The organism is Oleiphilus sp. HI0125 (assembly GCF_001635355.1).
Map to the genome: position 1 here is coordinate 1 of NZ_LWGF01001422.1, position 12741 is coordinate 12741.

General features: G+C 43.9%; 14 protein-coding genes and 4 pseudogenes. 12 read left to right on the forward strand and 6 right to left on the reverse strand.

Going from position 1 to position 12741, the window contains the following annotated elements; genetic code table 11:
- From A3762_RS24295 to A3762_RS24325, 7 genes and pseudogenes are all read left to right on the forward strand, one after another.
- A partial coding sequence (locus tag A3762_RS24295; protein WP_156493720.1) for an ATP-binding cassette domain-containing protein occupies nucleotides 1-398 on the forward strand: 398 nt, incomplete at its 5' end.
- A gap of 16 nt (nucleotides 399-414) precedes the next feature.
- The gene (phnL, locus tag A3762_RS24300; protein WP_068475048.1) at nucleotides 415-1164 is read left to right on the forward strand and encodes a phosphonate C-P lyase system protein PhnL; all 750 of its coding nucleotides are present in this window, start codon (nucleotides 415-417) and stop codon (nucleotides 1162-1164) included.
- The gene (locus A3762_RS24305) at nucleotides 1161-2312 is read left to right on the forward strand and encodes an alpha-D-ribose 1-methylphosphonate 5-triphosphate diphosphatase (RefSeq protein WP_068482049.1); all 1152 of its coding nucleotides are present in this window, start codon (nucleotides 1161-1163) and stop codon (nucleotides 2310-2312) included. Before phnL ends, A3762_RS24305 begins: the two co-directional genes overlap by 4 nt.
- Nucleotides 2299-2889: a phosphonate metabolism protein/1,5-bisphosphokinase (PRPP-forming) PhnN gene (gene phnN / locus A3762_RS24310; protein WP_068479487.1), complete on the forward strand. Its 591-nt coding sequence runs from the start codon at nucleotides 2299-2301 to the stop codon at nucleotides 2887-2889. Before A3762_RS24305 ends, phnN begins: the two co-directional genes overlap by 14 nt.
- Nucleotides 2880-3629 carry a phosphonate metabolism protein PhnP gene (gene phnP, locus A3762_RS24315; protein WP_068502221.1) on the forward strand — a complete coding sequence of 250 codons (750 nt, stop codon included), beginning with the start codon at nucleotides 2880-2882 and terminating at the stop codon, nucleotides 3627-3629. The genes phnN and phnP overlap by 10 nt, the downstream gene beginning before the upstream one ends.
- A gap of 42 nt (nucleotides 3630-3671) precedes the next feature.
- Nucleotides 3672-4529, forward strand: a complete 858-nt coding sequence (locus A3762_RS24320) for an EamA family transporter (RefSeq protein ID WP_068482052.1) — start codon at nucleotides 3672-3674, stop codon at nucleotides 4527-4529.
- 281 nt (nucleotides 4530-4810) lie between these two features.
- Nucleotides 4811-5959, forward strand: a pseudogene (locus A3762_RS24325) (IS30 family transposase).
- 50 nt (nucleotides 5960-6009) lie between these two features.
- Here the strand turns inward: A3762_RS24325 and A3762_RS24330 are convergent.
- Nucleotides 6010-6960 carry an NAD(P)-dependent alcohol dehydrogenase gene (locus A3762_RS24330; protein ID WP_068758049.1) on the reverse strand — a complete coding sequence of 317 codons (951 nt, stop codon included), beginning with the start codon at nucleotides 6958-6960 and terminating at the stop codon, nucleotides 6010-6012.
- A gap of 116 nt (nucleotides 6961-7076) precedes the next feature.
- Here A3762_RS24330 and A3762_RS24335 point away from each other — a divergent pair, with 116 nt between their 5' ends.
- Entirely contained in the window at nucleotides 7077-7652 is a 576-nt protein-coding gene (locus A3762_RS24335) for a TetR/AcrR family transcriptional regulator (RefSeq protein WP_197469026.1), read from the forward strand.
- Between the two features lie 122 nt (nucleotides 7653-7774).
- Here the strand turns inward: A3762_RS24335 and A3762_RS24340 are convergent.
- Together A3762_RS24340 and A3762_RS26705 are read right to left on the reverse strand one after the other, a co-directional pair.
- Nucleotides 7775-8134 (reverse strand): annotated as a pseudogene (locus A3762_RS24340) (RidA family protein); the annotation flags it as partial.
- A gap of 12 nt (nucleotides 8135-8146) precedes the next feature.
- Nucleotides 8147-8302, reverse strand: a complete 156-nt coding sequence (locus A3762_RS26705; RefSeq protein WP_156493721.1) for a hypothetical protein — start codon at nucleotides 8300-8302, stop codon at nucleotides 8147-8149.
- A gap of 29 nt (nucleotides 8303-8331) precedes the next feature.
- On the opposite strand from A3762_RS26705, the gene A3762_RS24345 reads away from it, so the two are divergent.
- Nucleotides 8332-8637 (forward strand): LysR family transcriptional regulator substrate-binding protein, encoded by a 306-nt coding sequence (locus A3762_RS24345; RefSeq protein ID WP_068477135.1) that lies wholly within the window; start codon nucleotides 8332-8334, stop codon nucleotides 8635-8637.
- A 110-nt stretch (nucleotides 8638-8747) separates the two neighbouring features.
- Nucleotides 8748-9236, forward strand: a complete 489-nt coding sequence (locus A3762_RS24350) for a hypothetical protein (RefSeq protein WP_068758053.1) — start codon at nucleotides 8748-8750, stop codon at nucleotides 9234-9236.
- A gap of 44 nt (nucleotides 9237-9280) precedes the next feature.
- On the opposite strand, the gene A3762_RS24355 is transcribed toward A3762_RS24350, so the two are convergent.
- Nucleotides 9281-10294, reverse strand: a complete 1014-nt coding sequence (locus tag A3762_RS24355) for an AraC family transcriptional regulator (RefSeq protein ID WP_068758055.1) — start codon at nucleotides 10292-10294, stop codon at nucleotides 9281-9283.
- Between the two features lie 87 nt (nucleotides 10295-10381).
- On the opposite strand from A3762_RS24355, the gene A3762_RS24360 reads away from it, so the two are divergent.
- Entirely contained in the window at nucleotides 10382-11293 is a 912-nt protein-coding gene (locus A3762_RS24360; protein WP_068758057.1) for an alpha/beta fold hydrolase, read from the forward strand.
- Nucleotides 11294-11349: 56 nt separating this feature from the next.
- Nucleotides 11350-11925: pseudogene (locus tag A3762_RS24365) on the forward strand (NAD(P)H-dependent oxidoreductase).
- A gap of 36 nt (nucleotides 11926-11961) precedes the next feature.
- Here A3762_RS24365 and A3762_RS24370 read toward each other — a convergent pair.
- Together A3762_RS24370 and A3762_RS28025 are read right to left on the reverse strand one after the other, a co-directional pair.
- Nucleotides 11962-12531 (reverse strand): ABC transporter substrate-binding protein, encoded by a 570-nt coding sequence (locus A3762_RS24370; RefSeq protein WP_068758059.1) that lies wholly within the window; start codon nucleotides 12529-12531, stop codon nucleotides 11962-11964.
- Between the two features lie 12 nt (nucleotides 12532-12543).
- A pseudogene (locus A3762_RS28025) lies at nucleotides 12544-12741 on the reverse strand (hypothetical protein); the annotation flags it as partial.

Sequence of the window (12741 nt, forward strand, 5' to 3'; positions counted from 1 at the left end):
GCCATATAAGAGAGCGTGCAAGATCACTATTGCATCGCACTGAGGTGCCGACAGCAAGAATCGATGCATTGCCCAAAACCTTCTCTGGCGGTATGCAGCAGCGAGTTCAAATCGCCAAAGCCTTGTCGACGTATCCTCCACTGTTATTTCTTGATGAGGTGACAACGGGATTAGACCTATCCGTACAAGCGGCCATTCTCGACTTGATTATGGAAATACAGCAAGAGATGGAAACCGCCATGATTGTGGTGACCCATGACCTTGGCGTTATTCGTCTGCTTGCTGGGCGAACACTTGTGATGAAATACGGTCGAGTGATTGAGTCGGGCTTAACGGATCAAGTACTCGAAGACCCACAGCATGCCTACACGCAACGTCTTGTTGCCTCGGCACTATAGTAGGGGGGCGGATATTATGATCAATACTTCAATTAACCCTAATAACGACTGCTTACTTCGTGTTCAACGTTATGCAAAGAAGTTTGTCTTGCACGAACAGGGGAAAGTTATCCCGTCTTCGCAAAATGTAGAGCTTTCTGTTTATAAAGGGAAGCTTACTGCGCTTATCGGTCCGACTGGTTCAGGTAAATCAAGTGTACTCAAGGGAATTTATCGAACCTATTTACCTACCTATGGGCGAATACTCTATCAAACAGCGAAGGGTCATAAGATCGATTTAGCGAAAGCCAATGAGCACCAGATACTACAGCTAAGGCAGGATGAGATTAGTTTTGTCACGCAGTTTCTTCACATATTACCGCGCAAACCTAGCGAGTTTATTGTCGCTCAATCTCTTTTGAAACGTGGTGCAAGCATGCACGAAGCGCTGGATAGTGCTCGCGATATGCTGGCACGTTTGAATTTACCTGAACGGTTATGGAGTTTATCTCCGGCAAACTTTTCCGGTGGCGAGAAACAGCGAGTCAATCTAGCACGAAGCTTGGTAGCCAAGCCCAGATTGCTGCTGCTTGATGAACCTACCTCCAGTCTAGATCCCATTACGACCGACGTGGTGCTGGGTGAATTGCAGAAGTTGAAAGAGCAAGGCGTCGCCATGCTGGCTATTTTTCATGATCCAGCACTGGTTGAAAAAATGGCGGAGCACGTCGTTGAACTTCAAATTCCTAAATCCGTAGACCAATTACTAGAGATGACTCACGCATGAAGACACTGCTTACGAACGCTTCAATCGTACTACGCGACGAAATATTAAACGATGCCTCTTTGCTGATTGAAGACGGTTTTATTCACTCGATTAATCCTGATGAAGTCTCTGTGGAGCAAGTGATCGATTTACAGGGAGATCTCTTGATGCCTGGCATGATAGACATTCATTGCGACGCTCTGGAAAAAGAAGTTGAACCGCGCCCGAATGTTCACTTTCCTCTAGATTTTGCCTGTGCTCAGGCAGATAAACGCAATGCGGCTGCCGGGATCACGACTGTTTATCATGCCTTGTCTTTTGCGCATGAAGAACTTGGCGTGCGAAACAATGACTTTGCTGCAAATGTTGCGCGCGCTGTGCATGAATGGCAACCACATGCTTTGGTGGATAATCGTGTTCACTGCCGATATGAAATTACAGACGAAACCGGTGTGCCAATTCTCAAGAAATTGCTTGAGGAGGATGCGATGCACATGATTTCAATGATGGATCATACGCCAGGTCAGGGGCAGTTCAAGGACATGGCAGCTTACAAGAATTATTTGAGTCGCACGTATAAGAAAACTGAAGCCGAAATTGATGATATTGTTGAACGCAAGGTAAGCTCGGCTGCTGGAGCGTTTGAACGTATGAAAGAGCTCAGTACGCTTGCTCATCAACGTAATATTTCAGTGGCTAGTCATGATGATGAATCAGTTGAACGAGTAGCGACGATGAGAGAAATTGGCGCAGATATCTCAGAATTTCCGATTAACTTGGAAGCGGCCAAAGCTGCTAAATCAGCTAATATGGCAACCGTCTTTGGCGCTCCTAATATTTTGCGAGGAAAGAGTCAGTCAGGTTCAATGAAAGCGATCGAAGCCATAGAGCATGGCGTGGCTGACTGTCTGTGTGCAGACTATTCTCCTGCGGCTTTGATTGTGGCTGTGTTTGAGATTCCTAAACTAGTCGACATGTCATTAGCGGAGGCAATTAAACTAGTGACTTACAATCCGGCCAAGGCGGCAAGGCTGGAAGACCGTGGTGAAATTGCTTCAGGAAAAAGGGCAGACCTCATTGCCGTTGGGCAGCCCGGTGGTCTTCCCCAAATTTCACGTACTTGGAGCGCGGGAGACCTGGTTTTTCAGGTGCAATATGACCATGGCTAGGTTGTTTTATATCATCGGCCCTTCCGGTGCGGGTAAGGATTCTTTAATCCACTACCTGCGCCAACGCTGTCGTCCTGAGCACGGTATCGCCTTTGCTCACCGTTATATCACGCGACAAGCTGATGCTGGGGGGGAGAACCATGTCGCTTTATCGGAGGATGAATTTATACATCGCAAAGAAGCGGGATTCTTTTCTATGGATTGGTACAGTCATGGCACACACTATGGTATCGGCATTGAGGTGGAAAAGTGGTTAAGCCGCGGGATTAGTGTAGTGGTTAACGGCTCTCGCTCGTATTTATCTGTAGCGCGCAAACGTTTCGATATGCTGTATCCGATATTGATTCATGTTGATACCAACATACTGCGAGACCGCCTGGTTTCCCGTGGCAGGGAGTCTGAAGAGCAGATTGAAAAACGGCTTGCTAAAGCACAGCAAGACGAAAATCTTCTTCTATCCCAGAGCATTCCTTATGTTGAAAATAATCATTCTTTGGAGAAGGCGGGTGAGAAACTATTTGAAATGATTGTGACAAGGAAACTTTGTGCCAAAGAGGCTGCATCACTATGCAAATAACGCTCTTGGGCACGGGGGCGGCAGGCGGAGTTCCGCTGTTTGGTTGCCAATGTTCGGTTTGTAGTGCAGCGAAATCAGATCCTTCACTCAGGAGAAGGCCAGCTAGCGCATTGCTGGAAGTTGAAGGTGCGGCTTACCTTATCGATGCAGGAATCATGGATATTGGCGAGCGATTTGAAGCGTCTTTTCTGAATGCAATATTTCTAACACATTTTCATCCTGATCACGTACAGGGTTTGTTTCATATCCGCTGGGGGAAAGAGCCCAACATTTCGGTATTTTGTCCCCCCGATAAGGATGGCTGCGCTGATTTGTACAAACACCCCGGCTTGCTCGAGTTTATCCATCAAAAGAAATACGCGACTCTAAAATTGGAAAATCTTGAGGTGACTTCATTACCTCTAATTCATTCAAAACTCACCTATGGGTATTTATTCCAGTGTGCCGGGAAATCGGTGGCGTATTTCACCGACACAAAAGGCTTACCGCCTAAAGTGCTTGAATACCTCACTTCTACCGATTTGGAGTATCTGATTATTGATACAAGTTCTCCACCTGATGTTGACAATAGAAACCACAACAATCTCAACGAAACTTTGGCCTTACACGATTCTATTGGACCACGAAAGACGATCATGACTCACATTGGGCACGACTTTGATAGGTGGTTAAAGCAGCACGGAGATAAGCTGCCTAGTGATGTCATTGCTGGCTATGATGGCATGACCTTAACGTTATGAGCACATTCCAAGCACATAAACGGGTCAACTAGGGAGTAGCCCATGATCGATAATGCCTTGGCATTGTTGACGCTATCGGTTCTAATGCATGTCGCATGGAACGTAATGACTCGTTTAGCGGATCCGCGCGCAAATTTTTTGTGGTGGGGCTTATTGGCCCATACGCTTATTTTTGCGCCTTGGGCAATAACCAGTTTGGTTATCGAGGCTCAATGGAACGCTGAACTCATAATCGCCCTTTTTTTTTCCGCAGTAGCTAATGTATTTTATTTCTTCGCTCTTAGACGTGCCTATCACCTGGCTAGCGTATCGTTTGTTTATCCAATTGCCAGAAGTTCTCCAGTTTTAATAGCGCTTTGGGCATGGTTACTATTTGATGAACAGTTAGGCTTATGGGGCATGGCGGGCATTTTCCTTAGTATTTCTGGATTATGGCTATTAGCTAAGGTTGACCCGGGCGAGCGCACTGTCCCAGCGATGAAATGGGCATCACTTGCGGCGATAGGTACGAGCATTTATTCGCTGAGCGACAAAGTAGCAGTCAACTATCTACCCAGTTTTAGTGCTCAACTTGGCTATATATCGGTTGGGTATTTCGCTTCTTTCGTTTTTTTGTCAATTCAACAATTTAGAAGTATCGACACTTTTGTGCCAGAGAAAAGACCGCATTCGATATTGGTTGTATTGGGTGGTCTTTTTATTGGTGTTGCATATGCGCTTGTTGTTCGGGCTATGATCAGTTTACCTGCCTCATCGGCGGTAGCCATTAGCAATTGCGGTATTGTCTTAGCAACGGTCATTTCAATATTGGTGTTTAAGGAAAAGCAATTGGTTTTAAAGCGTTTAATATGCTCTGTATTGATATCGATTGGAATTGGCTTGGTGGTTACCGATCTATGAAATATCTCATCTCCCAGGAATTAGCAATAGCGATGTTTCCTTTATACTGATCGATAAAATCTGTTATGACACATAGTTCTCTTTAGTTGTTGACCGCATTCTAATTTTAAGCAATGAAACTACTTTTGTTGGTTTTGTCTGAATTCTTTTCGTTAGGGTTTATGCGATCTGAGGATTGAAAGAGTCGGTTCAAACAGATCTCAAAGGTTCGCTATTCGATCTAAATTTAATTGATCGTCGCAACACTCTATTTTTATATCTAAAGATGGAGGCAAAGCGATATGGTTTACAAAACTAGAATTTTTCATTCTGAAGAAATTAAAGATTTTATCTGGGATAGATACAGCGAGGGAGAATCAATAACTTCAATTAGTCGATCATCTAGCTCTGTATACAATATTTTTTCACCGACAGGAAGCATCAGACAGTCTGAGCGCAAAAGATCGCCGTGCGCCTTGTCAAAATAACAAATGGAAGAAATCTCTAAAGGTATAGTTGCCAAGTTATTCATCAGTCAAATTGCGCACAACCTTAATCGTTCCCCATCAACAATTACTCGCGAAGTTAATCGTTATGGAGGAATTAAGAAGTATCGTGCGGCGAAGGCTGATAGTCGTGCTTGGGAGGATGCTAAACGACCTAAACTTTGTAAGTTAAAAGAAAATCCTCATTTAGTATCCCCCCTTGAAAAGAAATTAGGATTGAAGTGGTCTCCTGAACAAATATCGTGCTGGCTAAAAAAGGCTTTTCCAAAGGTTGAATCGTACCAAGTGTTGCATGAAATGATCTATAAGAGCCTATTCATACAAGCTAGAGGCGCATTAAAGAAAGAGCTCCAATTGCTATTGAGATCAAAGAGATTAATACGCAGAGCAAGAACTTCATCATTAAAAGGAGAAGGTCTTGGCGGGATACCAAATGCAGTCTCCATCCTTGAACGAGCTGTTTCGCTCGAAGACAGGGCTTTACTAGGTCACTGGGAGGGAGATTTAATACAAGGAAAAAAACTACGCTTTTATAGCGACGTAAGTAGAGCGTCACACTCGCTATTCAATACTCGTTAAGGTTGCTGACAGAAAATCAGATACGGTGATCAATGCGTTAATCGAGCAAACTAAAAAGTAACCTGTTGAGTTGTATAAGCCACTGACTTGGGATCGTAGCCATGAGATGAGCTCACAACAAAAACCTACGCTAGCGACCGACATTCAGATTTACTTTTGTAATCCTCAGAGCCTTTGGCAAAGAAGTAGCAACGAGAATACTAATCGCCTACTGAGAGATTATTTTCTGAAAGGCACAGACCTGCCAGTTCACTCTTAAAAAGAACTGGATAACATTGCTAGAGAGTCAAACTCTCGATACGAAAAACATTGGAGTCTGATACCCCTGCAGACCGATTTAATGAGTGTGTTGCAGCGATCCATTGAATTCAGCGATATTACAGGACCTTGTATTAAGCAATTAGGAATCGTCAGGATTAAGCACCTGCATTAGCCGAAATCTTAATCACAATCCTGCCTTGTTTGCCTTTAGCCCGCAGTCGATCAAAAGCGCTTTGGTAGTTTTCAAAGGCATACACGCTATCGACATATGGCTTTAGCTTTCCTTCTTTAACCCACTCGGAAATTTGTGTTAACTGTTCATGATCACCTCTATCCACCATCAGATAATTGGTTTTCTTCGCAGTAAAGAAACTCGCGACTATATTCAACAAATGCTTATTCGGCTCAGCCGGTATAAATCGTCCTTTTGCTTTCAGAAGATGCTTAATCTCTTTGAATAGTTTTTGATTGGACAGATCTAACAGGACATCAAAGGTTTCCGTTAAGCTTTCGATTGGCTGTTCGTGATAGTTGATGACCTTATCCGCCCCCAGTGAATTTAAGAAGGTCTCCTGCTCTGCTCCAGCGATGGCAGTCACCGACGCACCGAAGATCTTCGCCAACTGAATGGCATACACCCCCAAGCCGCCTGATGCACCATTGATTAAGACTCGCGAGCCTTGAGTTAGACCACCGATGTCTCGCAACGCGACTAGGCTAGTCAGAGCGCCCAAGGGCAATGCCGCTGACTGCTCAAAGCTCAATCCATCTGGTATGAGCGCGATATAGTCTTCACTTACTGAAATGTATTCCTGATGTGCCTTTACGCCCTTCATCAAGTTCACGTAGCCAAACACCTTATTACCTTGTTTGAACTTACCACATCCCTCTACCACGATACCTGAAAACTCAATACCCGTTTTCACCGGATAATTGCTGCCCAATATCTTAAGTAAAAAGTCATACTTCCCCTGAATATTTTCGGCATCCAATTGATTGACGGAAGCGCAGACGACCTTAACCAGGAGCTCATTGCCTTTTGTTTTTGGCAATCTCAAACCCTCTTGAAGGCTGATACTTTTATTCTCCACAACAAGCGCTTTCATCTGTTCTCCTTTATATTCAATCAAAGAACTAGGTCATACGACCTAGTTCTGGAAAATATAGGTCGAACGACCTAAAATATCAACAATTGATTTAAAGAACTAACCGGATTCTAAAAGTGAAGCTAAACGCAAAAACTGAGAAAATAATTGATGTAGCATTGGAGATGCTTAAAAACCAAGGCAGCTTCGGAGTGACCATGCGCCAAGTGGCAAGTCATGCCGACATGTCACTCAGTAATGTTCAGTATTACTTCAAGAATAGAGACGAACTGTTAAAGGCCATGGCAGACCGATACTTTGAACAATGCTTAGATGAACTCAGAAGCATCAACACTTTAAAAGATCGGAATAGCCTAGAGGAAAAACTTTCACCTTTGATCAGCGCATTTCTAAGCCAGGGCGTCCATCTCTCTGACATGTGTAGAATCTTCAGAGAATACTGGGCAATCTCTAGTCGCAATGACGCCATCAAAAAATATATACTTGAGTACTACAAAGAAATGGCCAGTATTCTCATGGCCAAATTACTCCCCGTAGCACACAGTGAAAAAAGTGCTGCCGAAACGGTTTCATTAATTATTCCTTACATTGAAGGGTATTCAATTACTGGGATGGCTATGCCAGAAGGAATTGAGCGGATGACAGAACTAATGGTTGTGTTTTGTGTTGGAGTGATAGATGGAGAGTCATGAAGGCCAGTATTATATACACCGTGAGAAGAATCAGGTTTGTTCAGCAATAACCATATCGCTAACGTCACCTAACCTCTTGAAGCGGGTATAGTGATCGGTGCGACACTTAGGTCGGCTAATGTCTATTTCCGTGCATTAATCTCTAAAAAATAGGCAGGTTGATAGGGGAGTTCGATCACATATTGACTTGAAAGTTCTACCGTCACGGCCAACTCCACACTTGCCCCAGCAGGCAGACTATTGCAGCCATGTACGGTTCTAATGTGTCCTGCTTGCTCACCTAATACTTTCGCAAATAAGTCTGAAGCGCCATTTAGCACGTCGGCATGTTGTGTGAATGAGTCTGTGGCGTTGATAAAACCGTCTAAGCGAATGATTTTGCTAAAGCGAAACGGCGTATCTTTGAGTGCAGCATCAATTTGGCTCAATACCTTTAGTGCGGCTATGTGTGCGGCTTGCTTGCCTTGTTCTAGAGATAATGTGTCGCCGAGTTTTCAGATGTGAAGCATTTGCCCTTGATCAAAGGGGAGTTGTCCTGAAATATAAAGCAGGTTTCCGCTGATCAATGACGCGCAATAATTCCCGACAGGTTGAGGAGGGCTTGGAAGTACCAAGCCCTCTTTTTTTATAGCGTCACGAATGTTCATCATCGTCCTATGCTGAATGTGAGCCTGCAGTAATGCCACCATCTACAAAGAAGGTATTTGATGCCTTTCAGAATCAATCCATTAACCCTGAGACAATCATGCAGATCGAACGGGACGATTTTGTGTTGCCGTTGGTTGCCGCGAATGTTGGTGTGTCGATTATGACGAATCGAACAACCCCTTATGATCTGAACTTTATCCCAATCGAAGATTTCGATATCAACCGCACGATAGGTTTGTGCCTGAATAATCAAGATGAGCAAGCGCTCAGCGTTCCCATTAAGGCCTTTATTCAATCGATTGAGTCTGAGTTTAAGGTGGAGATTTTGCACCATTAGGGACGACTATCAGTCTTTTTACATTTATTCACTTTTATGACTCAACGCAAATATCGTTTACAGCGTATTTCTTTTTGCGAACTGATCCTACTTTGAACGAGGGTAAGCGTATGAAAGACACGTATTTTGTGGCAGACGATTTAGACGAAGTTGAGCTAATTCAAAACGAGTTGATGGAAGCTGGAGTAGAGAAGGATAGCATTTCTGTTTGGAGCGGCGACGCCTATGGCGTCGACACGCATCATCTCAAGGCTGAAAACGAGTTACTGAAAACGGATGCGATTCCGTCGATGCGGTCAGGCTTAATATTTGGTTTGTTCCTGTCCGGTGTGGCGCTTTTCGGTTTTTTAGGTCTGGGTTTAATGAGTTCAGAATACATGAGCGCAGGACTCATTTTTTGCGGACTTGTGATTGGGTTCTGCACGTGGGAGGCAGGGCTACTGGGTTTACGTCGAGTTCACCGCGACTTTACTCAATTGGGTCGTTATGTAGCGCAGAAGAAACACATCATTCATTTGCATCTTGGTGACAAAGCTGAGAAAGCAGCAAATAAAGTGTTACTAAAACACCCTGCGATCACGTCTGTCCGAATGGGCTAGGGCATTTCGCGAGAAGAGATCAGCTTTGACCTAGTTCTTAGCTTCTAGTTCTTAGTTTGATCTCGAGAGACCGCTTTAGGAGAGTGGCCAAACCAACGCTTGTAAGCCTTGTAAAAGCCGCTCGTCTCTTTAAAGCCCAGATGCAAACTCAACGAAGACAGGTTCACTCCTCGATCTAGTTGTTTTGCTGCTTCCTCTTTTCTTATTTGATCGAACAAAGTTTTAAAATCGCTGCTCTCTTCTTTTAGCTTCCTGTAGAGCGTTTGTCTGCTCATTCCCAGCGAGGCGCTAATTAATTCCGCACTAACTGGTTCTGAGCTTTTGATTCTTTCTTCTATGCGTTTTTTTACTTTTTCTTGGGTCGAGCTTGTGCCTTGAATATCTGATAGTAGCTCTGAGGCTTTCGATTGAATTATCCCTTTCACTAACGAGTTGCTGCTGACGATTGGGAGCTCAAGTGCTTGCGCTTTGATCGAGATTCTATTTGATGAAGCGTTAAATCGAATTGAGTGACCAAAAATCTGTTTAAATTGATGAGCGTAATCAGGCTCTGGAAAACTGAATTCGGCTTTTTCTATCGTAAGTTCATTACCCGTCAGTGAATATGCCCACGCCATCACGGCGCTCATACTGCGTTCGATCGCGATGGTAGGATATTGTTGTTTACTTGCGATATTAAAGGTCAAACTAACAAGGCTATCTTGCCTGTGCACGGTGATGTTCTCCGAGGCATTCATGAGCACAAGATTGTTTGTAAATACTTCTAATGCCTCGCCTAAATTACTACATTGACTAACCCAACTTGCTAATAATCCCTTGGCGTTTGGATTAATTGTTTGTCCAATGCGTAAACCAAGGCCTCGTCCTTTATCGTGCTTGTCGATCTCTTGCCATAAAGAGATCAGAACCGATTCTGGTAGGCGCGAGTCAGGGCTATTGCTCCATGACCTATCCCATCCCAGCTCACTCAGTGTTTTCGTCGATAAAATGTCTAACTCAAGACATATATCGACTAGGTCTTGCGCTGCTGCGCATGAGACAGTGTTACCAATAGACATAAACGTGTTACCGAAGGACCTAGGTTGCTGTTTGGCTTACTTTTAACATTCGCATCTTCAATCATAACCCCACAGGACTGAATTGTGATGCGAATTTTTAGCGCTTTCGTTCTTGTACTTAGCTTACTTCTCAGTGCGTGCAGTCAATCCATCGACCCACAAGTATTAGAGCAAAAATATACCAACTCATCTTCTTCATTTATGGAGCTCGATGGAAACCGTATTCATTATCGGGATGAAGGAGAGGGCGATGTAATCGTTTTGATTCATGGTACGGCATCTTCACTGCATACTTGGGATGCATGGACTGAATCATTGAAACAGCATTACCGCATTATCCGTATGGATTTACCTGGTTTTGGCTTGACCGGTCCTGACTACAAAGACCGCTACGAAGTGTCAGACGATGTGACCTTTTTAAAGCAATTTCTTGGGCATTTGAATATTGAATCCGCACATTTCGTGGGTAGTTCATTAGGTGGGCGCATTGCATGGCAATACGCGCTAGAAAAACCTGAGCAGGTTGCAAGTTTAACTTTGATGAACTCACTAGGTTATCCTCAAGAGCGCTGGCCACCACCTATTCAGCTCGCACAATGGCCGGTGTTCGATACGATAATGAGCCATTTTTCTCCTCGATTTATGTATGACATTGGCCTAAGGGATGTGTATTTCGATTCAGCCTTGGTTGATGAAAAGCTAGTGGATCGATATTTTGAGTTGTCCCGTTATCCGGGTAATTTAGCGGCGTTCCCAAAACGTGTTAAAGCGCGTCTAGACCAAGACTCACAGTTAATTTCTGATGTAAGCGTTCCAACGTTTGTAATGTGGGGACAAGAGGATCTTTATTTTCCGGTAGCCAATGCTCATCGGTTTCAAAAAGAAATCGCTCAAACCCAAATGTATATATTTGAAGACGTGGGGCATCTACCGATGGAAGAGGTTCCTGATGCATCTGTGAAGGCGTATCGCTCTTTTCTAACTCAAATTTCGTATTAACAACTAGTTTTCTCGGGTGCCCAGTTAACGCGAGGTGCTTGAACCTGCAAAAAATCGTGCTAATTCTTAACGGGCATCATCCTTACCCTTTTTCAGAAGGTCGATTAAACAAAACCATGGTGGAGCTGGCAGAGGCTCGTCTACAAGAAAAGGGGCATGAAACGCGCGTTGTGAATTCTGCAGAAGAATATGATGTGGATGAACAAGTTGCGAATCATGTTTGGGCTGATGTTGTGACTCTTCAAACGCCTGTGAATTGGATGGGCGTGACATGGACATTCAAAAAATATATGGATGAAGTCTACACGGCTGGTATGGGTGGCTAGTTGTGCAACGTTGATGGGCGTACCCACTAAGCACCTAAGAAAAACTATGGCGGTGGAGGCATAGCAGCGGGTAAAAAATATATGCTGTCATTAACTTTCAACGCACTCGAAGAAGCGTTTAATGACCCAGGTGAATATTTATTCCAAGGCAAAACGGTTGATGATTTGTTCTTCCCGATGCATGTGAATTTTCGGTTCTTCGCAATGGAGCCGCTTGAAACGTTCGTGGCCTATGACGTGATGAAAAACCCAAGCGTCGATGACGACCTTAAACGATTTGAAGCACATTTAGATCGCCTTTTTTAGAGCACTGTTTGGGGCCTCTATTTTAAAGTGGGGGCCTTAATCTGAAACTTCATAGAAACCATTTCGCGATTGTTTTAGAAACTTTTCATAGTACCCAGATTTTCTCAATTTCGTTAGTCCTTTATTGAATGCTGACATGATACTTTCTGCGTCTGGAGTGAGCTTACTAATCAATAAATGGAATGTGGTCGGCTGATAAGAGGGACGCATTTGAGGGGTGTAAGTTAACTGATCAATTTCTTCTTGCGTGAATTCGCTTTGCAACAGCCCATAACCGGTGTTTAAGCTTGCTGGGAAAGCACCTATTCGTCCACGCAGTAATTTTTTGAAGTTTAATGAATCTGTTTCCGATCGCTCTACCTGAATCAAACCCTCTGTTTCATATTTTCTGAAGTTCGATAGATAGGTATATCCGATCGTCGCCCCGACTTTAATGTCTTTTAGACTTTCCCAGTTCTCAGCTTCCCAAGGAATCGGTGCATCTTTTTGATAGAACACAACCGGAACATCCGTAATAACGGTATCGCTATACAAAAAGTCCGCAAAGCGTTCATCTTTTTTGGACCACACGAATGTCCCATCAATGCTTGCGTTTTTAGCAAGCAAATAACCGCGCTTTCATGGGTAGTATTCCAGCTCCACTTGTATGTCTTGCGTTTTAAATGCTTCGCTAACGATGTGCGCCACGACATCGCCGTGTTTGAGGTTTTGTGACTGGAATGGCAGCCATTCGCCACTGCTTAACACAACGGTCTGTTGGGCTTTTAATATTGCACTGGCTAATAGTAAAAATAGCCCAATGAGTTTGTATTTATT

Excerpts from the sequence above, each read along its gene's own strand:
- phnL (WP_068475048.1), top strand. The coding sequence starts at position 415 with ATGATCAATACTTCAATTAACCCTAATAACGACTGCTTACTTCGTGTT.
- A3762_RS24305 (WP_068482049.1), top strand. The coding sequence starts at position 1,161 with ATGAAGACACTGCTTACGAACGCTTCAATCGTACTACGCGACGAAATA.
- phnN (WP_068479487.1), top strand. The coding sequence starts at position 2,299 with ATGACCATGGCTAGGTTGTTTTATATCATCGGCCCTTCCGGTGCGGGT.
- phnP (WP_068502221.1), top strand. The coding sequence starts at position 2,880 with ATGCAAATAACGCTCTTGGGCACGGGGGCGGCAGGCGGAGTTCCGCTG.
- A3762_RS24320 (WP_068482052.1), top strand. The coding sequence starts at position 3,672 with ATGATCGATAATGCCTTGGCATTGTTGACGCTATCGGTTCTAATGCAT.
- A3762_RS24330 (WP_068758049.1), bottom strand. The coding sequence starts at position 6,960 with ATGAAAGCGCTTGTTGTGGAGAATAAAAGTATCAGCCTTCAAGAGGGT.
- A3762_RS26705 (WP_156493721.1), bottom strand. The coding sequence starts at position 8,302 with ATGATGAACATTCGTGACGCTATAAAAAAAGAGGGCTTGGTACTTCCA.
- A3762_RS24345 (WP_068477135.1), top strand. The coding sequence starts at position 8,332 with ATGCCACCATCTACAAAGAAGGTATTTGATGCCTTTCAGAATCAATCC.
- A3762_RS24350 (WP_068758053.1), top strand. The coding sequence starts at position 8,748 with ATGAAAGACACGTATTTTGTGGCAGACGATTTAGACGAAGTTGAGCTA.
- A3762_RS24355 (WP_068758055.1), bottom strand. The coding sequence starts at position 10,294 with ATGTCTATTGGTAACACTGTCTCATGCGCAGCAGCGCAAGACCTAGTC.
- A3762_RS24360 (WP_068758057.1), top strand. The coding sequence starts at position 10,382 with ATGCGAATTTTTAGCGCTTTCGTTCTTGTACTTAGCTTACTTCTCAGT.